Raw genomic sequence first — 26,676 nt, 5'->3', positions numbered from 1 at the left:
TCCCCGGCCGGGACGTGCCCGGCTGAACCACGAGAGTACGGCACACGCGTACGGCAGCGGGCGGTACGGGTGCCGTACGCGCCACCGGTTGCCACCTCAGCGGCGCTCCTGTTGCTGCTTGCACTCCACGCACAGCGTCGCGCGCGGGAAGGCCTGCATCCGCGCCTTGCCGATGGGGTTGCCGCAGTTCTCGCACAGCCCGTAGGTGCCCGCGTCCAGCCGGCCGAGGGCGCGTTCGGTCTGGTGGAGCATCTCGCGGGCGTTGGAGGCGAGCGCCAGCTCGTGTTCGCGGGTGATGTTCTTGCTGCCGGTGTCGGCCTCGTCGTCACCCGCGCCGTCCCCGGAGTCACGCATCAGCCCGGCGATGGCGTCCTCGGCCGAGACGATCTCCGCCCGCAGCCGTGCCGTCTCCTCCATCAGTTCGGTCCGTGCCGCGGCGACCTCCGCGGGCGTCCAGGGGTCCTCGCCGGGCCGTACGGCGAGCTCGCCCGGCGCCGCGGCCACCCGGGCCATGGGCACCGCGGAGTCATCGCCGTGCGCCGTGGCCGATGCGGCCGCAGTCTTCTTCGCCACCACCGTCTTGGCTCCCGTCTTCTTAGCGGGCACCGCGGCCGTCTTGGCCGGAGCCTTCTTCGCGGCCTTCTTCGCCGCCGTCTTCTTCACCACCGTCTTCTTCGCCGCCGTCTTCTTCGCGGCAGCCCGCTTCGGCGCCGCCTTCTTGGCCGTCGCCTTCTCCGGCGTGGTCGTGCCGGCCGCCGTCTTCTTGGCCGCGGCCTTCTTCGGAGCTGTCCTCTTCGCTGCAGACTGCTTCGCGACGGCCTCGTCGGCAGGCGTCGTGCTCTTCTCCGCGGCGGTCTTTTTCGCCACCATGGCCGCGACCCCTTCACATATGTGACATTGTTCGCGAATCGTGACGGGAACGATAAATCGCCGCAGGCCACGCGGCAACGGGACGCACCGCCCTTCGCCTCCCGCCACCCGGCCCGGAAGGGCGGTCCGCCTCGGTTGTGCCCGCTCCCCGCCCGGCGAATCCGCCCGGAGGAGGGGCAGCGGACCGCTGGCCATTCGGGTCATCGCCCGGGCCCGCGGGCGCGCCGCGGCGAAGGCCCGGACCACCCCCGTAGCGCGGCCCGCGCCGGGCCCCGCCCCCGGCCGCCGAAATCCGGTCGGCCGCTGTCGGCGCCGCCCCGTACACTGGCCCCAGCGAGAGGCATTGACGGGACGAGTAGCGCCGTACGCAGCCAGCAGCGACCCGGGGACGGTGGGAGCCCGGGGGCGTGCACGACGTGAAGATCACCCCGGAGCCGCCGGAAGAAAGCCCGCGGGTCCCCCGCAGGGCGAGTAGAACCGGCAGCGCGACCCCAATGAGGGGGCGGTGCAGCAGCACCGCCAAGGAGGGTGGTACCGCGGGAGCCCAGGTTCTCGTCCCTCCGGACGGAGAACGCAGCAGGTGTCCGCCCGGAGGAAGCCCCCGATGAGTCCGCAGCCCCAGTACCGCCAGGTACCCGCCCAGGTAGACCTCCCCGCCCTTGAGCACGCCGTGCTTGAGTTCTGGCAGGAGCAGAAGGTCTTCGCCCGCACCCTCCAGCAGTCCGAGGGACGGCCGGAGTGGGTCTTCTACGAGGGCCCCCCGACCGCCAATGGCATGCCCGGCGCGCACCACATCGAGGCGCGCGTCTTCAAGGACGTCTTCCCCCGGTTCCGCACGATGCAGGGCTACCACGTCGACCGCAAGGCCGGCTGGGACTGCCATGGCCTCCCGGTCGAGCTGGCCGTGGAAAAGGAGCTGGGCTTCAACGGCAAGAAGGACATCGAGGCGTACGGCATCGCCGAGTTCAACGCCAAGTGCCGGGAGTCGGTGACCCGCCACACCGACGCCTTCGCCGAGCTCACGACCCGTATGGGCTACTGGACCGACCTGGATGCCCCGTACCGCACGATGGACCCCGACTACATCGAGTCGGTGTGGTGGTCACTGAAGGAGATCTTCGGCAAGGGCCTGCTGGTCCAGGACCACCGCGTCGCCCCCTGGTGCCCGCGCTGCGGCACCGGCCTGTCGGACCACGAGCTGGCGCAGGGCTATGAGAACGTCGTCGATCCCTCGGTCTTCGTCCGCCTCCCGCTGACGTCCGGCCCGCTGGCCGGCCGGGCCGCGCTGCTCATCTGGACGACCACCCCCTGGACCCTGGTCTCCAACACCGCCGTCGCCGCGCACCCCGACGTCACCTATGTCGTCGCCACCGACGGCACCGAGCAGCTGGTCGTCGCCGAGCCGCTGCTGGAGAAGGCCCTCGGCGAGGGCTGGAGTGCCACCGGCGAGTCGTTCACCGGCCGCGAGATGGAGCGCTGGGCCTACGAGCGCCCCTTCGGCCTCGCCGAGCTCGAAGGCGCCAACATCGTCGTCAACGCCGAGTACGTCACCACCGACGACGGCACCGGCCTCGTCCACCAGGCCCCGGCCTTCGGTGAGGACGACCTCAAGACCTGCAAGGCGTACGACCTGCCGGTGATCAACCCGGTCCGCCCGGACGGCACCTTCGAGGAAGAACTCGCCCTGATCGGCGGCCAGTTCTTCAAGAAGGCCGACGAGACGCTGGTCGCCGACCTGGACGCCCGCGGCCTGCTCTTCCGGCACGTCGCGTACGAGCACAGCTACCCGCACTGCTGGCGCTGCCACACCGCGCTGCTCTACTACGCCCAGCCGTCGTGGTACATCCGCACCACCGCGATCAAGGACGCCCTGCTCCGGGAGAACGAGCACACCAACTGGTTCCCCGACTCGGTCAAGCACGGCCGCTTCGGCGACTGGCTGAACAACAACATCGACTGGGCGCTGTCCCGCAACCGCTACTGGGGCACCCCGCTGCCCATCTGGCGCTGCGAGGAGAACCACCTCACCTGCGTCGGCTCGCTCACCGAGCTGACCGAGCTGACCGGCACCGACCAGTCCGACCTGGACCCGCACCGCCCGTTCATCGACGCGGTCACCTTCGCCTGCCCGACGTGCCAGGGCACCGCGACCCGCGTCCCGGAGGTCATCGACGCCTGGTACGACTCGGGCTCGATGCCGTTCGCGCAGTGGGGCTACCCGTACCGCAACAAGGAGCTGTTCGAGAAGCGCTACCCGGCGCAGTTCATCTCCGAGGCCATCGACCAGACCCGCGGCTGGTTCTACACCCTGATGGCCGTCGGCACGCTCGTCTTCGACAAGTCCTCGTACGAGAACGTGGTCTGCCTCGGTCACATCCTCGCCGAGGACGGCCGGAAGATGTCCAAGCACCTGGGCAACACCCTCCAGCCGATCCCGCTCATGGACCAGCACGGCGCCGACGCGGTCCGCTGGTTCATGGCCGCCGGCGGCTCTCCCTGGGCCGCCCGCCGGGTGGGCCACGGCACCATCCAGGAAGTCGTCCGCAAGACGCTGCTGACGTACTGGAACACCGTCGCCTTCCAGGCGCTGTACGCCCGCACGTCCGGCTGGGCGCCTTCCGCGGCCGACCCGGCCCCCGCCGACCGCCCGCTGCTGGACCGCTGGCTGCTCGGTGAGCTGAACACCCTGGTCGAGCAGGTCACCGAGTCGCTGGAGTCCTTCGACACCCAGCGCGCCGGCAAGGTGTTGTCGTCCTTCGTCGACGACCTCTCCAACTGGTACGTACGCCGCTCCCGCCGCCGCTTCTGGCAGGGCGACGCGGCTGCGCTGCGCACGCTCCACGAGGTCATCGAGACCGTCACCCGTCTCATGGCGCCCCTCACCCCGTTCATCACCGAGCGGGTCTGGCAGGACCTGGTCGTCCCGGTCACCCCGGACGCCCCGGACTCCGTCCACCTCACCGGCTGGCCGGCCGCCGACCGGTCGCTCATCGACCCGGCGCTGTCCGGCCAGATGCAGCTGGTGCGCCGGCTGGTCGAGCTGGGCCGGGCGACCCGCGCCGAGTCGGGGGTGAAGACCCGCCAGCCGCTGTCCCGTGCGCTGGTCGCGGCCCACGGGTTCGCCGGTCTGTCCGAGGACCTGCGCGCACAGATCGCCGAGGAGCTCAACGTCAGCTCATTGGCCTCACTGTCGGAGGTGGGCGGATCCCTGGTCGACACCACCGCCAAGGCGAACTTCCGTGCCCTGGGCAAGCGGTTCGGCAAGGGCGTCCAGGCGGTCGCCAAGGCCGTCGCCGCCGCGGATGCCGCGGCCCTCTCGCTCGCGCTGCGCGAGGGCACGGCGAGCGTCGAAGTCGACGGCGAAACCGTCTCGCTCGCCCCCGACGAGGTCATCATCACCGAGACCCCGCGCGAGGGCTGGTCGGTGGCCTCCGACGCGGGCGCCACGGTCGCCCTCGACCTGGAGATCACCCCGGAGCTGCGCCGGGCGGGCCTGGCCCGTGACGCGATCCGGCTGATCCAGGAGGCCCGTAAGAACAGCGGCCTCGACGTCGCCGACCGGATCGCGCTGCGCTGGCAGTCCACCGACGAGGAGGTGCGCACGGCGCTGGCCGACCACGCCGGCCTGATCTCCGACGAAGTGCTCGCCACCGACTTCGCCCCCGGCGAGGCGGACGGTTCCTACGGCTCCGCGTTCACCGACGAGAGCCTGGCCCTCACGTTCCAGCTGCGCAAGGCGTAACCGCGGTCGCGGTGCACCGCGACACACACCGAGCCCCCCGGCGCCACCGCGCCGGGGGGCTCTTCCGTCCCCGCTGACCGACCGGCACCGCGCGCACAAGTCCACACAAAAGGGCCGGGCCCCGAAGGAGTGTTCCCTCGGGGCCCGGCCCTGATTGCCGACGGTGCGCGCTACGCGGACGTCAGTTGTCGTCCTCGTCGATCAGGAAGCCGCGCATCGGCGACGGCGTCTGCTGCATCGGCTGCGGGCTCTGCGGACGCACCGGAGCCATCGGCTGGGTCATCGCCGGCGACATCTGCTGCTGACCGCCGTAGGACGGACCGCCGCTGGACTGACCGGCCATGGAGTGGTTGCCGCCACCCATCGACTGACCGCCACCCATGGTGTGGTTGCCGCCCATGGTGCCCGCACCGGCCGACGCCATCGACGGCGACGGCGGCAGCGAAGCGGCCGCCGGGGTCCGCGGCGGAGCCAGCGAGTCGTCCGCCTGGTTCTCCAGCTGACGCAGCTGGCTCTCCAGGTAGGACTTCAGCCGCGTGCGGTACTCGCGCTCGAAGCCGCGCAGGTCCTCGACCTTGCGCTCCAGCGTCGCGCGGGCCGACTCCAGCGAGCCCATCGCCACGCGGTGCTTCTCCTGCGCGTCCCGCTCCAGCGCGTCGGCCTTGGCGCGGGCGTCCCGCTCCAGGCCCTCGGCACGGCTGCGCGCCTCGCCGACGATCTTGTTGGCCTCGGAACGGGCCTCCGCGATCGCCTGGTCGGCGGTCTGCTGTGCCAGCGACAGCACGCGTGCGGCGCTGTCACCACCGGGTCCACCCTGCTGGCCGCCCTGCGGCAGCTGCTGAGGACCGCCGGGGCCGCCCATCGGGCCACCCATGGGGCCGCCGGGACCCATCGGACCGGGACCGTGCGGACCCTGCGGTCCGTGGCCACCGGGACCAGGAGGCAGCTGCGGTGCTCCACCGGGCAGTTGGGGAGGTCCACCCATCCCCTGCTGCTGCGGCGGCACCGGCTGCGGACCGGATATGGCGGCGGGCACCGGAGCCCCGGGACGCTGCTGCTGCTCCTGCTGCTGCTGGTCCGGTCCCTTGCGCAGGCCCTGCTGCTGCTGGTTCTGCGCGGCGGCGCGGGTGGCAGCGGCCAGCTTGGCGCGAAGGTCCTCGTTCTCCCGCAGGAGCCGGGTCAGTTCGGCTTCGACCTCATCGAGGAAGGCATCGACCTCGTCCTCGTCATAGCCTTCTCGGAGGCGGACGGTCGTGAACTGCTTGTTCCGCACGTCCTCGGGGGTCAACGGCATCTCTACTTCACCTCAACGTAGTCGTCGGCAATCGGCAAGACCGTATCGTTCACACCAACAACACCGACCTCACGACGGTGATCAGGATGTACACGATGATCATCAATACGAAGAAGGACAGGTCGAGCGCCACGCCCCCGAGACGCAGCGGCGGGATGACCCGCCGCAGAAGCTTGAGTGGCGGATCAGTGACAGTGTAGGCGGCCTCAAGAATGACCACCATCGGCTTGCCGGGTTGCCATGAACGGGCGAACTGGAAGACATAGTCCATCACCAGCCGGAAGATCAACACGATCAGGAAGCAGTACAGCGCGATGTAGATCACCTGACCAAAGACACTCATCTCGCGCCGTCCCTCTCCCCTTGCCTTGCTCCTGTGTTGGCCTCACGGCCTCGGTGTGCCCGGTGTTGCGTCTCAGCTCTGGTTGAAGAACCCGCCCTCTGCGATACGGGCCTTGTCCTCCGCCGTGACATCGACGTTAGCAGGCGACAACAGGAACACCTTCTGCGTCACCCGCTCGATGCTGCCGTGAAGACCAAACACCAAACCGGCCGCAAAGTCGACAAGTCGCTTCGCGTCGGTGTCGTCCATCTCCGTCAGATTCATGATCACCGGAGTGCCCTCACGGAAGTGTTCCCCGATGGTACGGGCTTCGTTGTAGGTCCGGGGGTGGAGTGTGGTGATGCGGTAGGGCTCCCGCTCGGACACAACCTTGGGCATGATCACCGGTGCGTTCTTCTCCAGATTCGGACGGTCGGGTGTGATGGATGCCACGGGGGCGATTCGCGCGGGTCGTCCGTTTTCCGCGGCAAGCGGGGCCGGTTCACGTTGCGCCGGAGGCGTCACGGCACGGACGGGTTCCTCCCGTTCCGGGGGAATTTCGGCCTGCACCTGGTGCTGTTGACGCCGCCCCCGATCGGGCTCCGGGTCAAGCTCGGGCTCGAACTCGTCATCGGGGTCGAACCCCCGGCCGTCGTACCCATCGTCCTCCACGAGGCCGAGGTAGACCGCCATCTTGCGCATCGCGCCGGCCATTCTCTGCGTCCTCCGCTCTGTGGTGGATCGGCTCCGTCACCAGGGGCCTTGGATCCACTCGGCCTGCCCCGCTTTTTACGGGAATGACCATATTTTGTGCTGTGGTCCGACTTGCTTGGCGACGTTACCGGAGCCGTGGTCGGACTCCGAGTACCGCAGTGCCGACGCGCACATGTGTCGCCCCGGCCGCCACGGCGTCTTCGAGGTCCGCGCTCATACCTGCTGACACCATGTTGGCAGCAGGATGGTTCCCGCGCAGGTCGGATGAGATTTCCATGAGCCGTTCGAAGGCGGCGAGTTCGCGTCCGGAGTAGGGCCCGGCCAGCGGCGCGACGGTCATCACACCGTCCAGACGCAGACCTTGGGCCCCGGCGATCTGCTCGGCGAGCGGCGCGACGCCGTCCGGCGCCACACCTCCCCGCTCGCCCCGCACACCCGACTCCGCGTCAAGCGCCACCTGGATCAGACAACCAAGTTCACGCTCGGCGCGCACCGCCTCCTTGGAGAGCGCGGTGACGAGCCTGGCCCGGTCGACCGACTGAACAATTCCGGCATAACCGGCCACAGGCCGCACCTTGTTCGTCTGCAGTTGACCAACAAAGTGCCAAGTAAGGGGCAAATCGGCGCATTCGGCGGCCTTGGGTGCCGCCTCCTGGTCGCGGTTCTCCGCGACCTGCCGTACTCCCAGCTCCGCGAGCAGCCGGACATCGCTCGCGGGGTAGGTCTTGGTGACCACGATCAGGGTCACCTCCTCACGCGGCCGGCCGGCCTTGGCGCAGGCAGCGGAGATACGTTCCTCCACCTGGGCCAGGTTCTGCGCCAGGTGCGTCTTCCGGTCGTCCGTCACGGTGTGGCCTCCCCCAGCCCCGGGCCGGGGGTGCCCCCGAGCCATACATAGCTCGCGAGCCGCCCCGTCGTACGGTCGCGCCGATAAGAGAAGTGGTCCGCGGATTCGCGGGTGCAGATGTGGGAATCCTCACGCACCAGCACGCCCTCCGCGGCGAGTTGGGCCCGTACGCCTGCGGTGACATCCACCGCGGGAGTGCCCCAACTGGTCGTCGCACGGGCCTCGGGCACCACCGCGGCGACATCGGAGCGCATCGCCTCGGGCACCTCGTAACAGCGTCCGCAGATCGCCGGTCCGGTGTACGCGATGATCCGCGCCGGCTCCGCGCCACGCTGCACCATCGCCTCGACCACCGCCGGGACGACCCCGGCCACCAGGCCGGGCCGGCCGGCGTGGGCGGCCCCCGCGATCCCGGCGACCGGGTCGGCGAGCAGGACCGGGGTGCAGTCAGCGGTCAGGACCGCGAGCGCAAGGCCCCGGCGAGCCGTCACCACCGCGTCCACACCGGGGATGTCGTCGCCGCGCCAGGGCCCGTCGACCACCGCGACATCCCGGCCGTGGACCTGGTTCATCCAGACCACCGCGGCCGGGTCGAGGCCGAGTTCCACGGCGGCGCGGGCACGGTTGGTGCGTACGGCCTGCGGGTCGTCGCCGACCGCACCACCCAGGTTGAGCTGATCATACGGAGCGGCGCTCACCCCGCCCCACCTGTCGGTGAAGGCGAAATGCGCGCCGCTCTCGTGGTGCTGTTGCCCTATCACTTCAGTGCTTCGGTCACTTCAGGAAGTCGGGGACGTCCAGTTCCTCGGCCGCGGAGTCCGAGTACGGACGGGCCGGGGGAACCTGCGGAGCGCTCGCCGGGGACGACGGGACCTCGCCCAGTGAGGAGGAGGACTCGGCGGGCGCCGGCTCCTCGTCCCGTACGGGCACCGAACCCAGTCCGCCGAAGGACGACGAACGCGGCTCGGGCGGAGTGACCGGACGGCTCGGGGCCGGGGCGGGCTCCTCGCGCTTCGGTGACGACAGTGCGGAGGACTGCGAATCCCGGCGGGCCGGCGGCTGGCCGCCGTCGAAGCCCGCGGCGATGACCGTCACCCGGACCTCGTCGCCCAGCGCGTCGTCGATGACCGCACCGAAGATGATGTTGGCTTCCGGGTGTGCGGCCTCGCTGACCAGCTGGGCGGCCTCGTTGATCTCGAAGAGACCGAGGTCGGAGCCGCCGGAGATGGACAGCAGCACACCACGGGCGCCGTCGATGGACGCCTCCAGGAGCGGCGAGGAGATCGCCATCTCCGCGGCGGCCACCGCGCGGTCGTCGCCACGCGCCGAACCGATCCCCATGAGGGCCGATCCGGCCTCCGACATCACGGACTTGACGTCGGCGAAGTCGAGGTTGATCAGGCCCGGGGTGGTGATCAGATCGGTGATGCCCTGGACACCCGACAGCAGGACCTGGTCCGCGGACTTGAACGCGTCGAGCACGCTCACCTGGCGGTCCGAGATGGACAGCAGTCGGTCGTTGGGGATCACGATGAGGGTGTCGACCTCTTCGCGCAGCTGGGCGATGCCGTCCTCGGCCTGGTTGGCGCGACGGCGGCCCTCGAAGGTGAACGGCCGGGTGACCACACCGATCGTCAGGGCGCCCAGCGAGCGGGCGATGTTGGCGACGACGGGGGCACCGCCGGTGCCGGTGCCGCCGCCCTCACCCGCGGTCACGAAGACCATGTCGGCCCCCTTGAGGACCTCCTCGATCTCCTCGCGGTGGTCCTCGGCCGCCTTCCGACCCACATCCGGGTTGGCGCCGGCGCCGAGCCCGCGGGTCATTTCGCGGCCGACGTCAAGCTTGACGTCGGCGTCGCTCATCAGCAGCGCCTGCGCATCGGTGTTGATCGCGATGAACTCGACGCCCTTGAGCCCGACCTCGATCATCCGGTTGATGGCGTTCACGCCACCGCCGCCGATGCCGACGACCTTGATGACTGCGAGGTAGTTCTGCGGTGCTGCCACGTCGAAGGCCTCTCGCCTCGAGTTACGTGTCGTCGCCGCACGTGCGTGTGGACGCCGACTGATGCCGATGGGACGGTTCGTATCGCCGACCCGAACCCTAACGTTGAAGTTTAGGGTTACCTGTGCCTGTGTTCCTTGGTTCCATAGTCCCTTTGGAACGAGACACTAAGTCGACAAGGCGCGCCCGTTCAACGAACACGCCGAACCTCCCGTTTTTCTTTTCACCCTATGTGATCACCCATAGTCGTAGCCATCCAGGGTGCTGGCCTGCGGCTACGGACGTCAACTCCCGGACACCGCAGGGGCACTGGGCACCGAGATGTCGAAGTGGCGCGCGTCAGGTGCCGCCTTCAGCAGCGCGGTCAGCACCTTTGCCTTGTCGGCGCCCTGTTCGCGGCTGCCCCACGCGACCGTGCGGTCGCCGGCCAGTTCGAGGGTGATGGCGTCGTAGGACCGTACGCGGACCTTCCGTACGTCCTTGTGTACGACTGCGGGCAGCCCCTGGGCGACCTCGACCGCGGCGCGCCGCAACCGGTCGATTCCGAACCGGCGCAGACTTGGGGAGTCGGATGCGGCCATTTCCAGAAGCGGAACGCCCTGGGGAGCCGTGCTGACGGTGGCGAACCGGACGCCCTCGGCGTCCACTTCGACAAACTTTCCGCCCGATCGCATCAGCAGTTCCGGCACTCTTTCGGTCACTTTGAGGCCGATTGTGTGCGGCCAGGACCGCTCGACGTCCACCGTCCTGATGCGCGGCAGCCGTGCGCGCAGCCGGCGGGCCAGCGCGTCCGTATCCACCGAGACCAGCGGGGCGTTCATCGGGGCGTCCGCCGCGGCGATGACTTCATGCGGCGTCAGAACCTTGGTGCCCGTGGTGTTGACGCGCTCCACCCGAAGCCAGTTCGAGGCGTAGAGGGCCCAGACGCCGAACGCGCCGAGCAGCACCGTGACGACCAGGATGATGATCAGACCACGGCGGCTCGGCGCGCGAAGAGGAAGGCGCTCCCACCGGAATCTTCGCCCGGGTGGCGCCGCGGCGGAGGGCGGGCCGGACAGTGACTTCTTCTCGCCTCGCCGGGCGGTTGTCGGTCCGGCCACGCTCCCTGCCTTCTCTCGTGCGCTACTTGTTGCGCTGCGCGATCGCCTCGTACACCATGCCGACCAACAGCTCATCGGCATCCCGGCGGCCGAACTCGGAGGCCGCGCGCGACATCTCGTACAACCGGTGCGGATCGGCCAGGACCGGGAGCACGCTGTTCTGCACCCAGTCCGGGGTCAGCTGGGCGTCGTCGACCAGCAGGCCCCCACCGGCGTTGACCAGCGGCTGGGCGTTGAGCCGCTGCTCGCCGTTGCCGATGGGCAGCGGGACGAAGGCGGCCGGGAGCCCGACAGCGGACAACTCGGCGACGGTCATTGCGCCCGCGCGGCAGAGCATCATGTCGGCCGCGGCGTACGCGAGATCCATCCGGTCCACGTACGGTACCGGGACATAGGGGGGCATCCCGGGCATGTTGTTCACATGCGGCAGTTCGTTCTTCGGGCCGACCGCGTGCAGGACCTGGATACCGGCGCGCTGGAGGGCCGGAACGGCGGCCTGGATGACCTCGTTCAGCCGGCGGGCACCCTGGGAACCACCGGACACCAGCAGGGTCGGCAGGTTGGGGTCGAGGCCGAAGGCGGCCCGCGCCTCGGGGCGGACCGCGGCACGGTCCAGGGTGGCGATGGTGCGGCGCAGCGGGATCCCGACATAGCGGGCACCGCGCAGCTTGCTGTCCGGGGTGCTGACGGCGACGAACTTGGCGTACCGCGAGCCGATCTTGTTGGCGAGGCCGGGGCGGGCATTGGCCTCATGGACGATGATCGGCACCCCGAGCCGCTTGGCGGCCAGATAGCCGGGCAGCGCCACATAGCCGCCGAAGCCGACGACACAGTCCGCCTTCGTGCGCTCCAGGATCTGCTCGGCGGCCTTGATCGTGCCGCGCAGCCGCCCGGGGACGGTGATCAGCTCGGGGGTGGGCTTGCGCGGCAGCGGCACGGCCGGGATCAGGCCCAGCTCATAGCCGCGCTCCGGGACGAGCCGGGTCTCCAGGCCCTTCTCCGTACCGAGTGCCGTGATCCCCACGGTGGGGTCCTGCCTCCGCAGTGCGTCCGCGAGGGCGAGCGCGGGCTCGATGTGGCCGGCGGTCCCCCCACCGGCGAGTACGACATGCACCGAAATTCACCGCTCTCCGGACGGCCGCTTCTTGACGCGCCGTCTCATCGTCTTCCATCTCACCCCAGCCTGCCTCCTGCCGAAGACCGGCTGCCGCATGGCCAACGCCGCCCGTGCAGCGGGCTCGTCACGCGCGAAGGCGATCAAGAGTCCGATGGCGAACATCGTCGGCAGCAGGGCGGAGCCTCCGTAGGAGAACAGCGGGAGCGGGACACCGGCGATCGGCAACAGGCCGAGCACCGCACCGATGTTGATCACGGCCTGGGCCGTGATCCAGGTGGTCACGCCTCCCGCGGCGTACCGTACGAAGGGGTCCTCCGTGCGTCCGGCCACGCGGATACCCGCATAGCCTAGAGCCGCGAAGAGGGCGAGCACCGACAGCGTCCCCGCCAGACCCAGTTCCTCCCCGGTGATGGCGAAGATGAAGTCGGTGTGCGGTTCAGGGAGTTCACCCCATTTTTCCATACTCGCACCGAGCCCGGAACCGAAGAATCCGCCGGACGCCAGCGCATAGATGCCGTGCACGGCCTGCCAGCACTGGTCACCGGGCCCCGGATCGGTCGCTCCGATGCAGGCCAGCCGGGACATCCGGTTGGCGCTGGTCTTGATCAGCAGCGCCCCGATCAGCGTGGCGGCGCCCAGCACCCCCACGAACAGCCGGGTCGGCGCCCCGGCCAGCCACAGCAGCCCGAAGAGGATCGCGGTGAGAATGATCGCGGTGCCCATGTCGCCACCGAGCATGATCAGCCCGAGCAGCAGGAACGCCACCGGGATCAGCGGCACCAGCAGATGCTTCCACTGCACCAGCAGCCTTTTGTCCTGTTTGCGGGCCAGCAGATCGGCGCCCCACAGCACCAGCGCGAGCTTGGCGAACTCGCTCGGTTGCATCTGGAAAGGTCCGCCGAGGCTGATCCAGTTCTGGTTTCCGTTGACCGCGACCCCTATGCCGGGAATCTGTACCAGGCACATCAGGAACACCGAGACGGCGAGCAGCGGATAGGCCAGCCCGCGGTGCAGCCGCACCGGCATACGGGAGGCGGCCAGCAGCAGCCCGCCGCCGAGGACGGCGGCCAGCAGCTGCTTACGGAAGAAGTACGTCGGGGCCAGACCGGACTGCAGCGCCTTGATCTGGGACGCCGAGTAGACCATCACCAGCCCCAGGACGGTGATCAGCAGGCTGCCGCCGAGGATCAGGTAGTACGCGGTCAGCGGGCGGTCCCAGGCGCGCTTCAGCCGGGTGTGGAGCCCCCGGAGACCGCCCGGTGTGCGGCCGCCGCGCGGCTTGCGCACCGTGGAGGGCCGGCGCGCCGGACGCGGCGTGGCCGCCTTCGCCGATCGGGCCGTCATCCTCGTCCCCTCCACAGGTGCGCTCGCCGCCGGCTCTCGACGACAGCGGGGAGAAACGGTCTAGTGATCCCGTGCGGTCAGCTCACCGACCGCTTCGGCGAAGGCGTCGCCCCGCTTGTTGTAGTTGACGAACATGTCCATCGAGGCGCAGGCCGGAGCCAGCAGGACGGTGTCGCCGGGCTCGGCCAGACGGGTCGCTTCCCGGACCGCCTCGGGCATCGCCCCAGTGTCGGTCCGGTCGAGGTCGACCACCGGGACATCGGGGGCGTGTCGCGCCAGGGCTTCCCGAATCAGCGCCCGGTCGGCGCCGATCAGCACCACCCCGCGCAGCCGGGCCGCCGACTTCTGCACCAGCTCGTCGAAGGTCGCGCCCTTGGCGAGGCCGCCGGCGATCCACACGATGTGCTCGTACGCCGCCAACGACGCCTCGGCGGCGTGGGTGTTGGTGGCCTTGGAGTCGTCGATGTAGCTGACGCCGTCGAGGTCCGCGACGTGCTGAATGCGGTGGGCGTCCGGGTGGAAGGCGCGCAGTCCGTCGCGTACGGCGGCGGGAGCCACCCCGAAGGCACGGGCCAGCGCCGCGGCCGCGAGGGCGTTGGCGACGTTGTGCGGGGCCGCGGGCGTGACGTCCGAGACCTCCGCGAGCTCCTGGGCCTGCTGCTGCCGGTTCGCCACGAAGGCACGGTCGACGAGGATGCCCTCGACGACGCCCAACTGGGAGGGTCCCGGGGTGCCGAGGGTGAAGCCGATGGCACGGCAGCCTTCCTCGACGTCGGCCGCCCGGACCAGTTCCTCGGTCACCGGGTCGGCGGCGTTGTAGACGCAGGCGACGGTGTTGCCCTCGTAGACGCGGCCCTTGTCGGCGGCGTACGCCGCCATGGAACCGTGCCAGTCCAGGTGGTCGGGGGCGAGGTTGAGGACGGCCGCGGAGTGCGCCCGTACGGAGGGCGCCCAGTGCAGCTGGTAACTGGAGAGCTCGACGGCGAGGACGTCGTACGAGGCGCCGTCCGGCTGCCCCTCGCCCAGCACCACATCGACGAGCGGGACTCCGATGTTGCCGACGGCGGCGGTCCGCAGACCCGCCGCCTGCAGGATCGAGGCCAGCATCCGGACGGTGGTGGTCTTGCCGTTGGTGCCGGTGACCGCCAGCCAGGGCGCGGAGTCGGGGCCGCGCAGCCGCCAGGCCAGTTCGACATCGCCCCACACCTCGACGCCGGCCTTCTCGGCCGCGGCGAAGAGCGGGCTGGTCGGCTTCCAGCCCGGGGTGGTGACGATCAGTTCCGTGCCCTCGGGGAGGGTGTCGCCATCGCCCAGGCGGACGGTGGCCCCCAGCTCCTCCAGCTCGGCGGCCTGCGCACGCTCACGCTCACCGTCGCTGCTGTTGACGACGGTGACATGGGCGCCGAGGCCGGCCAGGGCGCGGGCGGCGGGAACGCCGCTCACGCCCAGGCCGGCAACGGTGATGCGCCGGCCGGCGAAGTCCGCCGGGCTCTGCATGGTCACTTTGCTGCCTGCCAGCCGCCGTAGAAGATGCCGAGTCCCACGATGACGCACATGCCCTGAATGATCCAGAACCGGACCACCACAAGGACTTCGGACCACCCCTTGAGTTCGAAGTGGTGCTGGAGTGGCGCCATCCGGAAGACCCGCTTGCCGGTCAGCCGGAACGATCCGACCTGGATGACCACGGACATGGTGATCAGGACGAAGAGACCGCCCAGGATGGCCAGCAGCAGCTCCGTACGGGAGCAGATGGCCAGACCGGCCAGCGCGCCGCCCAGGGCCAGCGAACCGGTGTCGCCCATGAAGATCTTGGCGGGCGAGGTGTTCCACCACAGGAAGCCGAAGCAGGCACCCATCAGGGCGGAGGCGACGACCGCGAGGTCGAGCGGATCGCGGACCTCGTAACAGCCGGGTCCGGCGGTGATCTGGTTGGCGCACGACTCCTGGTACTGCCAGATGCCGATGAAGGTGTAGGCGCCGAAGACCATCACCGAGGCGCCGGTGGCGAGGCCGTCGAGGCCGTCGGTGAGGTTCACGCCGTTGGACATCGCCAGGATCATGAACAGCGCCCAGATCACGAAGATCACCGGGCCGATCTGCCAGCCGAAGTCCTGCGTGAAGGAGAGCCGGTCGGACGCCGGGGTCTGCCCGCGCAGGTCCGCGAACTGCAGCGACAGCACCGCGAAGGCGATACCGACGATCAGCTGGCCGGCCATCTTGGCCTTGGCCCGCAGGCCCAGCGAGCGCTGCTTGACGATCTTGATGTAGTCGTCGAGGAAGCCGACCAGGCCCATGCCCGCCATCAGGAACAGCACCAGCACACCGGAGAAGGTGGGGTCGCTGCTCGTGATGACCTTGGTCAGCGCGTAAGCAATGATCGTGGCCAGGATGAAGGCGATACCACCCATGGTGGGCGTACCGCGCTTGCTGTGGTGATCGCGCGGGCCGTCATCGCGGATGAACTGCCCATATCCCTTTTTGGCCAGCAGTTTGATCAGCAGCGGAGTGCCGATCAGGGTCAGGAAGAGCCCGATCATTCCGGAGAAGAGGATCTGCTTCATCGAGTTCATCGGGTCGCGGCTCCACCCTCAGCGCCCGCGGCGCCCCCCATGCCCTCGTCCAGCAAAGCTGCGGCGACCCGCTCCAGCCCCACCGACCTGGACGCCTTCACCAGCACGACATCTCCCGGCCGCAGCTCGCTGCGCAACAGGTCGACCGCCGCCCGCGCGTCGGACACGTGCACCGACTCCTCACCCCACGAACCCTCGTTCTTGGCGCCCATGTCGAGCCAGGCCGCTTCCCTGCCGCCGACTGCCACGAGCTTGCTGACGTTGAGCCGGACGGCCAGCCGCCCGACCGCGTCGTGTTCGGCGAGTGACTCCTCGCCGAGCTCGGCCATCTCACCGAGCACCGCCCACGTACGAGCACCCGTCACCTTGCCGGCTGCGCCCATGGCGACCAGCGCACGCAGCGCCGCTCGCATGGACTCGGGGTTCGCGTTGTAGGCGTCGTTGACGACCCGCACACCGTCCGCGCGCTCGGTGACCTCCATACGCCAGCGGGAGAGCGTGCCGGCTTCGGAGAGCGCGGTGGCGATCTCGTCTACGGGCATGCCCAACTCATGGGCGACGGCGGCCGCGGCGAGCGCGTTCGACACGTGGTGCTCACCGTACAGCCGCATGGTCACATCACTGCACCCGGAGGGTGTGTGAAGCGTGAAGGCAGGCTGTCCTAGCTCCGTGAGCCGGACATTCTCGGCACGTACGGCGGCCTCCGCGGCCTCACCGAAGAGGATCGTGCGGGCCCTGGTGCGCGGAGCCATGGCGCGGACGTACGGGTCGTCGGCGTTGAGCACCGCGATCCCGCCGTCCTCGGCCGGGGGCAGCGCCTCGATGAGTTCGCCCTTGGCCAGGGCGATCTGCTCACGGCCGCCGAACTCGCCGATGTGCGCGCTGCCGACGTTCAGCACCACACCAATCCTCGGCGGGGTCAGCCCGGCGAGGTAGCGGATGTGGCCGACGCCGCGGGCGCCCATCTCCAGGACGAGATGACGGGTGGACTCGTCGGCGCGCAGCGCGGTCAGCGGCAGCCCGATCTCGTTGTTGAGGTTTCCCTCGGGCCAGACCGTCGGGCCGTGGCGCTGCAGCAGCTGGGCGATCAGGTCCTTGGTGCTGGTCTTGCCGGCCGAGCCGGTGAGGCCCACGACGGTGGTGCCCAGACGTGCGACGACGGCGCGGGCGAGCGCGCCGAGCGCGGCGACCACGTCGTCGACGACGATCGCGGGGACGCCGAGGGGACGGGCGGCCAGTACGGCCACCGCGCCCGCCTCGACGGCGCCGGCCGCGAAGTCATGGCCGTCGACGCGTTCACCGGCGAAGGCCACGAACAGCGCGCCGGGGCCCACCGCACGGGAGTCCGCCACGACCGGTCCGGTCACCCGGCGGCCGTCGTCCGGTATGTCGTGCTGCTGCCCTCCGACGGTGCTCGCGATCTCGGCGAGCGACAGGGAGATCACAGGTCACCCCCGGCGCGGGGCGGGCGGTGACGGTAAAGGGGTTGTGCGCGCATGGCGGTGTGTCATCCCTGGTGGTTCGGCTGCGGTGACTTCAAGGAAGCCTCGATGGCCTCGCGCAGTACCTGGCGGTCGTCGAAGGGGCGGACCACTCCGGCGATGTCCTGGCCCTGCTCGTGGCCCTTGCCCGCGACGATCACGGTGTCACCGGGCTCGGCGCGGGCGACGGCGGCGGCGATGGCGGCGGCGCGCTCTTCTTCGACGAGCACCGTGCCGCGTTCGTGAATGGGGACTTCCGCGGCGCCCGCGAGCATCGTGGCGAGGATCGCGAGGGGGTCCTCGCCGCGCGGGTTGTCGGAGGTCAGTACGGCCGTGTCGGCGAGCCGGGCCACCGCGGCACCCATCGGGGCGCGCTTGTGCGGGTCGCGGTCGCCACCGCAGCCGAGGACGGCGTGCAGCTTGCCGTCGGTGACCTTGCGCAGGGCGCGCAGAACCGATTCGACGGCGTCCGTCTTGTGGGCGTAGTCGACCACCGCCAGGTACGGCTGGCCGGCGTCGATGCGCTCCAGACGGCCGGGGACACCGGGCACCGCGGCGACCCCGTCGGCCGCGGTCTGCGGGTCGACGCCGGCGACGACCAGGGAGGTGATCGCGGCGAGCGCGTTGGCGACGTTGAACGGGCCGGCGATCGGGGAGGCGGCGCGCAGGGTCTGGCCGTCCGGGCCGTGCACGGTGAAGGTCGAGCCGAGCGTGCCGACCTCGACGTCGGACGCCCGCCAGTCGGCGTCGGGGTGGCCCTCCGCGGAGAAGGTGGTGACCGGGACCTCGGACTCGCCCTCGGCCAGCCGCTTGCCGTATTCGTCGTCGAGGTTGACGACGCCGGCGCGGCTGCGCGCCTTGGTGAACAGCTGGGCCTTGGCCTGGAAGTAGTCCTCCATGCCGGAGTGGAACTCCATGTGCTCCGGGCTGAGGTTGTTGAAGATCGCGACGTCGAAGACGCAGCCGTCGACCCGGCCGAGGACCAGAGCGTGGCTGGAGACCTCCATGGCGACCGCGCGGACGCCGCGCTCGCGCATCACCGCGAACAGCGCCTGCAGGTCGGTGGCCTCGGGGGTGGTGCGCTCGGACTTGATGCGCTTGTCGCCGATGCGGGTCTCGACGGTGCCGATCAGCCCGGTCAGCCCGCCTGACAGTCGCCCGTCCCCGCCTGCGGCGGCCGCGGCCCGCAGCCCGCCCTCGATGAGGTAGGCGGTGGTGGTCTTGCCGGAGGTGCCGGTGATGCCGATCTGGAGGAGGTCCTCGCCCGGCGCCCCGTAGATGGAGACGGCCAGGGCGCCCATCCGTGCGCGCGGGTTGTCGACGACGAGGACCGGCAGGCCGGTCGCGGCGGCGCGCTCGGCACCCGACGGGTCGGTCAGCACCGCCGCGGCGCCGAGGTCGGCGGCCTGGGCGACGAAGTCGGCACCGTGCAGACGGGCGCCCGGCAGCGCGGCGTAGACGTCACCGGGGCGGACCGCCCGGGAGTCATGGGTGATGCCGGTGACCATCACGGGTTGCGCGGCATCGGCCGCTCCGGCGTCGGGGGCCGGGCTTCCCAGCTGCTCGGCGAGGTCCGCCAGGGGGGTGGGACGGACCTGTTCAGGGCGCGGCGCTCCCGGATAGGTAGCGGACCCGCCCTTCTCGGCGTGCTGGGCTTTCGGGGACTGATCAGGGTGTGACACGGCGGTGAGCGTACCGGGCACCACCGGCCCGGGGCGAAGTGAGGGCCGCGGAGAGGAGCAGTTTCCCGGGGTGGGGGTGCCGTCCGGGGTGCCGTCGGGGGTGATGGTCGTCACGGCGGGATTGCCTCGATTTCATTGGCCTGGCGTGAAGGTGACCGGCAGCCGCGGGGGCTTGGCGCCGGTCGGCGGGACCTGGAGGGTTTTCAGCGCGAAGGCCATGACCTGCTGGTAGATCGGGCCGCAGACCTGGCCGCCGAAATAGCTGCCCGTCGTGGGGTTCTGGACGGCGCAGTAGACCGTGATGCGGGGTTTGTCGGCGGGGGCGAAGCCGGCGAACGAGGCGGTGTAGCCGTGGTAGCGGCCGGTCCTGGGGTCCACCCGGTTGGACGTGCCGGTCTTGCCGCCGACGCGGTAGCCGTCGATCTTCGCCTTCGCTCCGGTGCCTTCCTCGTCGTCCACCACCGATTCGAGCATGGTGGCGAGCGTGGCCGCGGTCTCCCGGCTGACCACGCGGTTCTTCTCGGGCTTGGGCGCCCGTACATAGTGCCCGTCGGGCCCGGTGCTGCCACGGACCAGTGAGGGGGCGATGCGCTCACCGCCGTTGGCGATCGTGGAGTAGACGGAGGCGGCCTGTACGGCGTTGAGGGACAGCCCCTGGCCGAACGGGATGGTGAACTGCTGCGAGGTGTTCCAGTCCTTCGGCTTGGCCAGGATGCCGTCGGTCTCCCCGGGGAAGCCGAGTCCGGTCGGCCTGCCGATCCCGAACTTGCGCAGATACGAGTAGAGGACCTGGTTCGCCGCGGGCTGGGTTTTGCCGAGCTGGCCGGTCGCGAGGATCGTGCCGATGTTGCTGGACTTGGCGAGCACTCCGTTGAGGGTCAGATGCCAGGTGGCGTGGTCGACGTCGTCCGCGAACAGCCGGTCGCCCCGGTGCAGCCGGTTGGGCACGGTGACCCTGGTGGCCGGCGTGGCGACGCCCTCCTCCAGGACGGCGGCCATCGACATCACCTTGCTGGTGGACCCGGGCTCGAACGCGTCGGACAGCGCAGCATTGCCCAGCGCTTCCGGGTCGGCCTTCGACACATCATTGGGGTCGAATCCGGGCGAATTGGCGAGCGCAAGGATCTCCCCGGTGCGGGTGTCCTGGACGACGACATAGCCACGGTCGGCTCGGGACTTGGCGACCTGGTCGGTGATGGCCTGCTGGGCCGCCCACTGGATGTCACGGTCGAGGGTCAGCTCGACGTCGCTGCCGGGGACGGCGGGGTGTTCCTGGGTGTCGGCGGTGGGCACCCGGCGGCCGCCGGACTGGGCGTAGACGAGCTTGCCGTCCTTGCCCGCCAGCTTCTTGTCCAGGCGCGCTTCCAGGCCGCCGCCGCCCTTGCCGGCGCCGTTGACGAAGCCGAGCACACCTGCGGCGAGGTTCTTGTTGGGGTAGAGGCGCTTGCTGTGCTTGTCGGCGAAGATCCCGACCAGGACGTCGGGGCGGGGCGCGCCCTTGGGGGCGGCGGCCGCCTTGGCGTCAAGGGTCTTGCGCAGATCCTTGATCTTCTTCCAGACCTGCGGGGTCTGCTGCCGGGCGAGCAGGGCGTAGCGGGCCTCGGGCCGGTCGAGCTTCTCGGTCAGGGTGGCCTTGTCCTCGCCGAGGATCGGGGCGAGCAGTGCGGCGGCCCGCTGCGGAGCGTCGTCGATCTTGGTCTTGTCGGGCGCCAGCAGGCTCGGGTCGGCGGTGATGTCGTACGCATCGACGGTGGTGGCCAGGTCCACACCGTTGCGGTCGGTGATCGCACCGCGCTCGGCGGCCAGCTTGACCGGTACATAGCGGTTCTCGTTGGCCTTGGCGGCGAACGCTCCGGCGTCCACGGCCTGCACCTGGAAGAGCCGTACGACGAAGACCAGCATGATCAGCGTCAGCCCGAGCGAGACCAGCCGCAGCCGCGGGCGCGGGCTGCCGAGGCGGAGCGCCGGGGAGCCGGGGCGGGGGCGTACGGGGCGGGCGGCGGGCCGGGCCGGGCCGGGCCGGGAGCCGGGCCGGGGTGCGGGGCGCTTGGCGGCGGGCGGGCGGCCGGCCCCGCTGCCGGCCCGGCCGCCGCGCTGGGCGGGGCGTGGCACCCGGCGGGGGTCCCTGGGCTCGGTCATGCCGCGGTCACCTGCCGGAGGTCGTCGGGGAAGGGGCGGCCGCGGTGCCGGGTGCGGCGGGGGCGCCGCTGCCGGGCGGGAAGCGCGGGGCGGACGAGGTCAGGGAGGCCGGGGCGGCCGAGGGCGCCGGGGAGCCCAGAGGGGCCGGATCGGCCGGTGTCGCCTCCGTGCCCGGTGCGCTGTCCGGGCCCAGCACGTTGGCCAGGGCCGGGACCGGCGGCGCCGCCGGGCGGGGCAGCGCGGTGCGGGCGGTCGCGCCCAGGGGCGACGGCTCGGCGGAGGTGCTCAGCGGCGCGCCCTCCGGCCCGGCCACGCTCGGCCTGCCGCGGACCGTGCCGTCCGGGAGCAGGAACACCGGGGTGCCGCCGGGCACCATCCCCAGCTTCCGGGCGCGCTGCTCCAGCGCACCCGGGGCGGAGTAGGCGTCCACGTCCTGCTGGAGCGCCTGCTGCTCGTCCGTCAGCTCGTCGGTCTGCTTCTCCAGCTTGCTGAGCTCGAACGATCCTTGGTTGAGGGCGGAGTTGAGCAGCAGCAGAGTGATCAGGCCGGAGCCGAGGAGGACGACGATGAGGAGCACGAAGGGCGTGCGCGCCGCGGTGCCGCGGGCACCGGCGCCGGAGGGGAACAGCGCGGCGAGGCGTTTCTGTCTGCCGCGCGGCCCCTGCCCTTTCATGCGGTGTCCTCGACGTTCTCGCGGATGCGCTCCGCGCCGCGCAGCCGGGCGGGGGCGGCCCGGCGGTTCTCGGCGATCTCCTCCTCCGTGGGGAGTTCGGCGCCGCGGGTCAGCAGCTTGAGCCGGGGCTGGTAGCGCTCGGGGACCACCGGCAGCCCGGGCGGCGCCGTGTTGGCCGCGCCGGCCGCGAAGACCTGCTTGACCAGGCGGTCCTCCAGCGAGTGGTAGGCGAGCACGGCGATCCGGCCGCCCACCGCGAGTGCCTGCACGGCGGCCGGGACGGCGCGCTCCACGCTCGCGAGCTCCCCGTTGACCTCGATGCGCAGCGCCTGGAACGTGCGCTTGGCGGGGTTGCCGCCGGTGCGCTTGGCGGCCTGCGGCAGCGCGTCGCGGATCAGCTCGACCAGCCGCGCGCTGTTGGTGAACGGCTCCTTGGCGCGCTCGCGGACGACGGCCTCGACGATCCGCTTGGCCTGCTTCTCCTCCCCGTAGGAGCGCAGGATCCGGACCAGCTCACCGGGCGCGTAGGTATTGAGCACATCCGCGGCGCTGATACCGGTCGTCTGGTCCATCCGCATGTCCAGCGGGGCGTCCTGCGCGTACGCGAAGCCGCGGTCGGCCTCGTCGAGCTGCATGGAGGAGACGCCGAGGTCGAACAGCACGCCCTGGACGCGCGGGGTCCCGAGCCGGTCGAGCACCTCGGGGAGCTCGTCGTAGACGGCGTGCACCAGGGTGGCGCGGTCTCCGTACGGGGCGAGCCGCTCGCCCGCCAGCTTCAGGGCGGACGGGTCGCGGTCGAGGGCGATGAGCCGGGCCGCCGGGAAGGTGGACAGCAGTGCCTCGCTGTGCCCTCCCAGGCCGAGCGTGCAGTCGACGACGACCGCACCGGGCTCGGCGAGCGCGGGGGCGAGCAGGTCCAGACACCTCTGGAGCATGACGGGTACGTGGCGAGTGCTGCTGCTCATGCGACGACCTCGCCGCGCTCAGCGCGCCTGCCTCGGCAGAGCGCGCACCTCTTCCTGATTCGCTCGCTACGCTCGCTCATGTGCCTTCCGATGGGCTGGGCGGCAGGTGGGGCCCCGGCCGCTGGCTGGGGGATGCCGCACGTACCGCTTGGTCCCCGCCCGCTCTGAAGGGGAAGTGGCCCTCCGGCGACGGGGAAGTGACGTCGGAAGACCATGGGAGCGGGAGGAGGCCGAGCCGTACGTACGATGCGCGCACGCGAGGAATCCGGTATCCAAGGAGAGCGTCACGCCTCCCACTTCGCGCCACTTTAGTCCACCGGCTGCCCCGGTCAATCAACTGGTTCCGCGCGTCCTGCGACGGCTTTCCCGCCGCCCTTCCCGCGGGCTTCTCACCCGGACGGCGGCGAGACGGCCGGACCTGTGGGTTACCTCACAAGGAGTGACGATGACCCCTATGCCCGACCTCTCATGCAGCCGAAAAGACCGACGCCGATTACGGTGAATCCATGTCCATACCTGCGTCGCAGCCGTTGCCCTCCTCCGCCGACAGCGCCGCCGCCCGTACCGGCGGCACGGTTACCGACCGTCTCGTCGAGGCGAACCAGCGCTATGCCGCCGCCTTCAGCGATCCCGGAATGGATGCCCGGCCCGTCCTCAAGGTCGCCGTGGTCGCCTGCATGGATGCCCGGCTCGATCTGCACGCCGCGCTCGGCCTCGAACTCGGCGACTGCCACACCATCCGCAATGCCGGCGGAGTGGTCACCGACGACATCATCCGGTCCCTGACGATCAGCCAGCGTGCGCTCGGCACCCGCTCCGTCGTCCTCATCCACCACACCGGGTGCGGTCTGCTCAGCCTGACCGAGGACTTCCGCCACGAGCTGGCGGCCGAGGTCGGACAGCGTCCCACCTGGGCCGTCGAGGCGTTCAAGGACCTCGACGAGGATGTCCGGCAGTCCATGCAGCGGGTGCGCACCTCCCCCTTCCTCCCGCACACCGACGACGTCCGCGGCTTCGTCTTCGACGTGACGACCGGCCTGCTGCGGGAGATCGACCCGCAGCGCTGACCCGCCCCGGCCTTCCCGGCGAACCGGCCCGGAAAGTCCTAGTTCGCCGGGAAGGCCGGGAGATAACCTTGTGAGTTATCCACAGGTCATGACGCGAAGCCGCGCGGGCAGCAAGAATGCGTAGGTGCCGTCGTCCTGGCCCCGGCCGGGCGCGACGCGCAACTTTCGGGGTGGGCCGGGTCCGCAGAGGGGGCATCGGCCCGTAGTACGGGGCCGAGGAGGGCCGAGTGACGACGTATGACGAACGAGCGAGCCTCAGCGATCTGACCACCACCGCGGAGCGGGTTCACCGGTCGGTGGAGGAAGTGATCGAGGGCAAGCCGGAGGTCGTACGGCTCGCGCTGACCGTGCTGCTGGCCGAGGGACATCTGCTCATCGAGGATGTGCCGGGCGTCGGCAAGACCATGCTCGCCAAGGCGCTGGCCCGCTCCATCGACTGCTCGGTGCGGCGCATCCAGTTCACACCGGACCTGCTGCCCTCCGACATCACCGGCGTCAGCATCTTCGACCAGCAGCAGCGGGACTTCGAGTTCAAGCCCGGCGCGATCTTCTCCCAGATCGTGATCGGCGACGAGATCAACCGCGCCTCGCCCAAGACCCAGTCGGCGCTCCTGGAGTCCATGGAGGAGCGTCAGGTCACGATGGACGGGCAGACCTACGAGCTGCCCGACCCCTTCATGGTGGTCGCCACCCAGAATCCGGTGGAGATGGAGGGCACCTACCCGCTCCCCGAGGCGCAGCGGGACCGCTTCATGGCGCGGGTGTCCATCGGCTATCCCAGCCCGGCGGCCGAGCTGCAGATGCTGGATGTGCACGGCGGCGCCTCGCCGCTCGACGACCTCCAGCCGGTCGCGCACGCCCACGAGATCGTGAAGCTGATCGACGCGGTGCGCACGGTCCATGTCGCCGACACGGTGCGCAGATACACCGTCGATCTGGTGGTGGCCACCCGCAGCCACCCCGAGCTGCGGCTCGGTGCCTCACCGCGGGCGACCCTGCATCTGCTGCGCGCCGCCAAGGCCTCCGCGGCGCTCCAGGGGCGGGAGTACACCCTCCCGGACGATGTCCAGTCGCTGGCGGTGGCGGTGCTCGCGCACCGGCTGCTGCCCACCGCCCAGGCCCAGTTGAACCGCCGTACGGCCGAGCAGATCGTGCTGGAGATCCTGCAGCGCGTCCCGGTCCCCGAGCCGTCCGCACAGCCGTGGCGGACACCCGGCCAGCAGCCGCCCGGTGTACGGGGGTTGTGATGTCCGACGGGGGAGGCGAGGGCGCTCCGGAACGGAACGGGCTGCGGGCGGCCCTCGGGGGCCTGACGACCCGGGGCAGGTCGTTCCTGGCGGCCGGGATGGCCGCCGCGGTGTGCTCCTACCTCCTCGGGCAGGCGGATCTGCTGCGAGTCGGTCTGCTGCTCGCCGCCCTCCCGCTGGTGTGTGTCCTGGTCCTGCACCGCACCCGCTACCGCGTCGCAGGCCGCCGTACGCTCACCCCCGCCCGGGTGCCCGCGGCCGCCGAATCCCGGGTGCGACTGCGGATGGAGAACATCTCCCGGCTGCCGACGGGCGTGCTGATGCTCCAGGACCGGGTGCCGTACGTCCTCGGGCCCCGGCCGCGCTTCATCCTGGACCGGGTCGAGGCCGGCGGCCGCCGCGAGGTCTCCTACCGTGTCCGCTCCGACCTGCGCGGACGCTATCCCCTGGGGCCGCTGCAGCTGCGCCTCTCGGACCCGTTCGGGATGTGCGAGCTGACCCGCTCGTTCAGCTCCTCCGACACCCTGACGGTGGTGCCGCGGGTCGAACAGCTGCCGGCGGTGCGGCAGGTGGGCGAGGCCGCCGGATACGGCGACGGACGGCAGCGCTCACCGGCACTGGCCGGGGAGGACGACGTCATTCCGCGCGGCTACCGGCACGGCGACGATCTGCGCCGCATCCACTGGCGCTCCACCGCGCGCTACGGCGAACTGATGGTCCGCAGGGAGGAACAGCCGCAGAAGGCGCGCTGCACGGTCCTGCTCGACACCCGCGAGACCGCCCACCCGGGCTCGGGCCCCGACTCACCCTTCGAGTGGGCGGTGGCGGGCGCCGCCTCCACCGCGGTACATCTGCTGGAGCGCGGCTACTCGGTGCGGCTGCTGACCGACACCGGCAGCTCGGTGCCGGGCGCCGACGGCGCCGGCAGCTTCGCGGGCGGCACCGACTCCGCCGACGCCGCGGGACTGCTGCTGGACACCCTCGCCGTCGTGGAGCACTCCGAGGAGGAGGGCCTGTCGGCGGCGTACGACGTACTGCGCGGCGGCAACGAAGGACTGCTGGTCGCCTTCTTCGGCGACCTGGACGAGGAGCAGGCGGCGGTCGCCGGGCGGATGCGGCAGCGCAGCGGCGCGGCCGTCGCCTTCGTCCTGGACGGCGACGCCTGGACACGGGGCCCCGGCGGCATCAGCTTCTCCGACGGCCAGATCCCGGTGGCCGAACGTCTACGGCTGCTGCGGAAGGCCGGCTGGACGGCACTGCCGGTGCTGCCCGGCGACCCGCTCGCCGCCCTGTGGCGCGCGGCCGGGGACCGTACGGGCACCCCGGAGACCATGGCGGGAGGTTGGTCATGAACGGGAGCGTGAGCCGTGGACGGATCACGGCCGGGCCGCCGCTGAGGGACGAGGGGCTGCCCACGAACGGACGGCCGGGTGCGCGGAGCCCCCGCGGCCGGATCAGCGGCCGGCCCGGGCCTTGCCCGGGCGGCCCCGAGCG

At 70.9% G+C, this 26,676-nt stretch carries 21 protein-coding genes; 4 read left to right on the top strand and 17 right to left on the bottom strand.

All coding sequences use genetic code 11. The annotated features are described in order from the left end of the window. Positions 1–96: 96 nt before the first annotated feature. The gene (locus AB0C46_RS35330) at positions 97–870 is read right to left on the bottom strand and encodes a TraR/DksA C4-type zinc finger protein (protein ID WP_362833025.1); all 774 of its coding nucleotides are present in this window, start codon (positions 868–870) and stop codon (positions 97–99) included. Between the two features lie 604 nt (positions 871–1,474). On the opposite strand from AB0C46_RS35330, the gene ileS reads away from it, so the two are divergent. After that, on the top strand, positions 1,475–4,612 hold the full coding sequence (gene ileS / locus AB0C46_RS35325; RefSeq protein WP_362833024.1) for an isoleucine--tRNA ligase: 3,138 nt from the start codon (positions 1,475–1,477) through the stop codon (positions 4,610–4,612). Between the two features lie 181 nt (positions 4,613–4,793). Here the strand turns inward: ileS and AB0C46_RS35320 are convergent, their stop codons facing one another. From AB0C46_RS35320 to rsmH, 16 genes are all read right to left on the bottom strand, one after another. After that, positions 4,794–5,906 carry a DivIVA domain-containing protein gene (locus tag AB0C46_RS35320; RefSeq protein ID WP_362833023.1) on the bottom strand — a complete coding sequence of 371 codons (1,113 nt, stop codon included), beginning with the start codon at positions 5,904–5,906 and terminating at the stop codon, positions 4,794–4,796. Between the two features lie 49 nt (positions 5,907–5,955). Beyond that, complete coding sequence (locus tag AB0C46_RS35315; protein ID WP_362833022.1) at positions 5,956–6,249, bottom strand: YggT family protein; 294 nt, start codon at positions 6,247–6,249, stop codon at positions 5,956–5,958. Positions 6,250–6,321: 72 nt separating this feature from the next. Beyond that, positions 6,322–6,942: a cell division protein SepF gene (sepF, locus tag AB0C46_RS35310; RefSeq protein WP_362833020.1), complete on the bottom strand. Its 621-nt coding sequence runs from the start codon at positions 6,940–6,942 to the stop codon at positions 6,322–6,324. A 124-nt stretch (positions 6,943–7,066) separates the two neighbouring features. Next, a complete protein-coding gene (locus tag AB0C46_RS35305; protein ID WP_362833019.1) occupies positions 7,067–7,834 on the bottom strand; it encodes a YggS family pyridoxal phosphate-dependent enzyme in 768 nt (255 codons plus the stop codon). After that, positions 7,786–8,550 carry a peptidoglycan editing factor PgeF gene (gene pgeF, locus AB0C46_RS35300; RefSeq protein WP_362833018.1) on the bottom strand — a complete coding sequence of 255 codons (765 nt, stop codon included), beginning with the start codon at positions 8,548–8,550 and terminating at the stop codon, positions 7,786–7,788. The genes AB0C46_RS35305 and pgeF overlap by 49 nt, the downstream gene beginning before the upstream one ends. A 13-nt stretch (positions 8,551–8,563) precedes the next feature. Next, positions 8,564–9,796: a cell division protein FtsZ gene (ftsZ, locus tag AB0C46_RS35295; protein ID WP_362833017.1), complete on the bottom strand. Its 1,233-nt coding sequence runs from the start codon at positions 9,794–9,796 to the stop codon at positions 8,564–8,566. 282 nt (positions 9,797–10,078) lie between these two features. After that, the gene (locus AB0C46_RS35290) at positions 10,079–10,894 is read right to left on the bottom strand and encodes an FtsQ-type POTRA domain-containing protein (protein WP_362833016.1); all 816 of its coding nucleotides are present in this window, start codon (positions 10,892–10,894) and stop codon (positions 10,079–10,081) included. Positions 10,895–10,916: 22 nt separating this feature from the next. Next, on the bottom strand, positions 10,917–12,008 hold the full coding sequence (gene murG, locus AB0C46_RS35285) for an undecaprenyldiphospho-muramoylpentapeptide beta-N-acetylglucosaminyltransferase (RefSeq protein WP_362833015.1): 1,092 nt from the start codon (positions 12,006–12,008) through the stop codon (positions 10,917–10,919). Positions 12,009–12,014: 6 nt separating this feature from the next. Beyond that, positions 12,015–13,355: a putative lipid II flippase FtsW gene (ftsW, locus tag AB0C46_RS35280; RefSeq protein ID WP_362833014.1), complete on the bottom strand. Its 1,341-nt coding sequence runs from the start codon at positions 13,353–13,355 to the stop codon at positions 12,015–12,017. A gap of 60 nt (positions 13,356–13,415) precedes the next feature. After that, complete coding sequence (murD, locus tag AB0C46_RS35275) at positions 13,416–14,852, bottom strand: UDP-N-acetylmuramoyl-L-alanine--D-glutamate ligase (protein WP_362833047.1); 1,437 nt, start codon at positions 14,850–14,852, stop codon at positions 13,416–13,418. A gap of 2 nt (positions 14,853–14,854) precedes the next feature. Beyond that, positions 14,855–15,919, bottom strand: a complete 1,065-nt coding sequence (gene mraY, locus AB0C46_RS35270) for a phospho-N-acetylmuramoyl-pentapeptide-transferase (protein WP_030256539.1) — start codon at positions 15,917–15,919, stop codon at positions 14,855–14,857. 5 nt (positions 15,920–15,924) lie between these two features. Beyond that, on the bottom strand, positions 15,925–17,373 hold the full coding sequence (murF, locus tag AB0C46_RS35265) for a UDP-N-acetylmuramoyl-tripeptide--D-alanyl-D-alanine ligase (protein ID WP_362833013.1): 1,449 nt from the start codon (positions 17,371–17,373) through the stop codon (positions 15,925–15,927). Between the two features lie 62 nt (positions 17,374–17,435). After that, complete coding sequence (locus AB0C46_RS35260; RefSeq protein ID WP_362833011.1) at positions 17,436–19,205, bottom strand: UDP-N-acetylmuramoyl-L-alanyl-D-glutamate--2,6-diaminopimelate ligase; 1,770 nt, start codon at positions 19,203–19,205, stop codon at positions 17,436–17,438. Positions 19,206–19,223: 18 nt separating this feature from the next. After that, the gene (locus tag AB0C46_RS35255) at positions 19,224–21,230 is read right to left on the bottom strand and encodes a penicillin-binding protein 2 (protein ID WP_362833010.1); all 2,007 of its coding nucleotides are present in this window, start codon (positions 21,228–21,230) and stop codon (positions 19,224–19,226) included. Positions 21,231–21,237: 7 nt separating this feature from the next. Continuing rightward, complete coding sequence (locus AB0C46_RS35250) at positions 21,238–21,903, bottom strand: septum formation initiator family protein (protein WP_362833009.1); 666 nt, start codon at positions 21,901–21,903, stop codon at positions 21,238–21,240. Then, positions 21,900–22,868 carry a 16S rRNA (cytosine(1402)-N(4))-methyltransferase RsmH gene (gene rsmH, locus AB0C46_RS35245; RefSeq protein WP_362833008.1) on the bottom strand — a complete coding sequence of 323 codons (969 nt, stop codon included), beginning with the start codon at positions 22,866–22,868 and terminating at the stop codon, positions 21,900–21,902. Before rsmH ends, AB0C46_RS35250 begins: the two co-directional genes overlap by 4 nt. Positions 22,869–23,374: 506 nt before the next feature. On the opposite strand from rsmH, the gene AB0C46_RS35240 reads away from it, so the two are divergent. The 3 genes from AB0C46_RS35240 to AB0C46_RS35230 all read left to right on the top strand — a co-directional run bounded on the left by AB0C46_RS35240 (position 23,375) and on the right by AB0C46_RS35230 (position 26,534). After that, the gene (locus AB0C46_RS35240) at positions 23,375–23,935 is read left to right on the top strand and encodes a carbonic anhydrase (RefSeq protein WP_362833007.1); all 561 of its coding nucleotides are present in this window, start codon (positions 23,375–23,377) and stop codon (positions 23,933–23,935) included. A gap of 227 nt (positions 23,936–24,162) precedes the next feature. After that, a complete protein-coding gene (locus AB0C46_RS35235) occupies positions 24,163–25,182 on the top strand; it encodes a MoxR family ATPase (RefSeq protein ID WP_362833006.1) in 1,020 nt (339 codons plus the stop codon). Further along, complete coding sequence (locus AB0C46_RS35230) at positions 25,182–26,534, top strand: DUF58 domain-containing protein (RefSeq protein ID WP_362833005.1); 1,353 nt, start codon at positions 25,182–25,184, stop codon at positions 26,532–26,534. The genes AB0C46_RS35235 and AB0C46_RS35230 overlap by 1 nt, the downstream gene beginning before the upstream one ends. Positions 26,535–26,676 lie beyond the last annotated feature (142 nt).

This window comes from Streptomyces sp. NPDC048637, assembly GCF_040650675.1.
Lineage (GTDB): Bacteria > Actinomycetota > Actinomycetes > Streptomycetales > Streptomycetaceae > Streptomyces.
Note: the sequence above shows the minus strand (reverse complement) of the source record. Positions and strands in the feature narration are given on the sequence as shown.

Excerpts from the sequence above, each read along its gene's own strand:
- ftsW (WP_362833014.1), bottom strand. The coding sequence starts at position 13,355 with ATGACGGCCCGATCGGCGAAGGCGGCCACGCCGCGTCCGGCGCGCCGG.
- rsmH (WP_362833008.1), bottom strand. The coding sequence starts at position 22,868 with ATGAGCAGCAGCACTCGCCACGTACCCGTCATGCTCCAGAGGTGTCTG.
- AB0C46_RS35250 (WP_362833009.1), bottom strand. The coding sequence starts at position 21,903 with ATGAAAGGGCAGGGGCCGCGCGGCAGACAGAAACGCCTCGCCGCGCTG.
- sepF (WP_362833020.1), bottom strand. The coding sequence starts at position 6,942 with ATGGCCGGCGCGATGCGCAAGATGGCGGTCTACCTCGGCCTCGTGGAG.
- murD (WP_362833047.1), bottom strand. The coding sequence starts at position 14,852 with ATGCAGAGCCCGGCGGACTTCGCCGGCCGGCGCATCACCGTTGCCGGC.
- AB0C46_RS35305 (WP_362833019.1), bottom strand. The coding sequence starts at position 7,834 with ATGGCTCGGGGGCACCCCCGGCCCGGGGCTGGGGGAGGCCACACCGTG.
- AB0C46_RS35320 (WP_362833023.1), bottom strand. The coding sequence starts at position 5,906 with ATGCCGTTGACCCCCGAGGACGTGCGGAACAAGCAGTTCACGACCGTC.
- AB0C46_RS35315 (WP_362833022.1), bottom strand. The coding sequence starts at position 6,249 with ATGAGTGTCTTTGGTCAGGTGATCTACATCGCGCTGTACTGCTTCCTG.
- AB0C46_RS35330 (WP_362833025.1), bottom strand. The coding sequence starts at position 870 with ATGGTGGCGAAAAAGACCGCCGCGGAGAAGAGCACGACGCCTGCCGAC.
- ileS (WP_362833024.1), top strand. The coding sequence starts at position 1,475 with ATGAGTCCGCAGCCCCAGTACCGCCAGGTACCCGCCCAGGTAGACCTC.
- AB0C46_RS35255 (WP_362833010.1), bottom strand. The coding sequence starts at position 21,230 with ATGACCGAGCCCAGGGACCCCCGCCGGGTGCCACGCCCCGCCCAGCGC.
- mraY (WP_030256539.1), bottom strand. The coding sequence starts at position 15,919 with ATGAAGCAGATCCTCTTCTCCGGAATGATCGGGCTCTTCCTGACCCTG.
- AB0C46_RS35240 (WP_362833007.1), top strand. The coding sequence starts at position 23,375 with ATGTCCATACCTGCGTCGCAGCCGTTGCCCTCCTCCGCCGACAGCGCC.
- AB0C46_RS35230 (WP_362833005.1), top strand. The coding sequence starts at position 25,182 with ATGTCCGACGGGGGAGGCGAGGGCGCTCCGGAACGGAACGGGCTGCGG.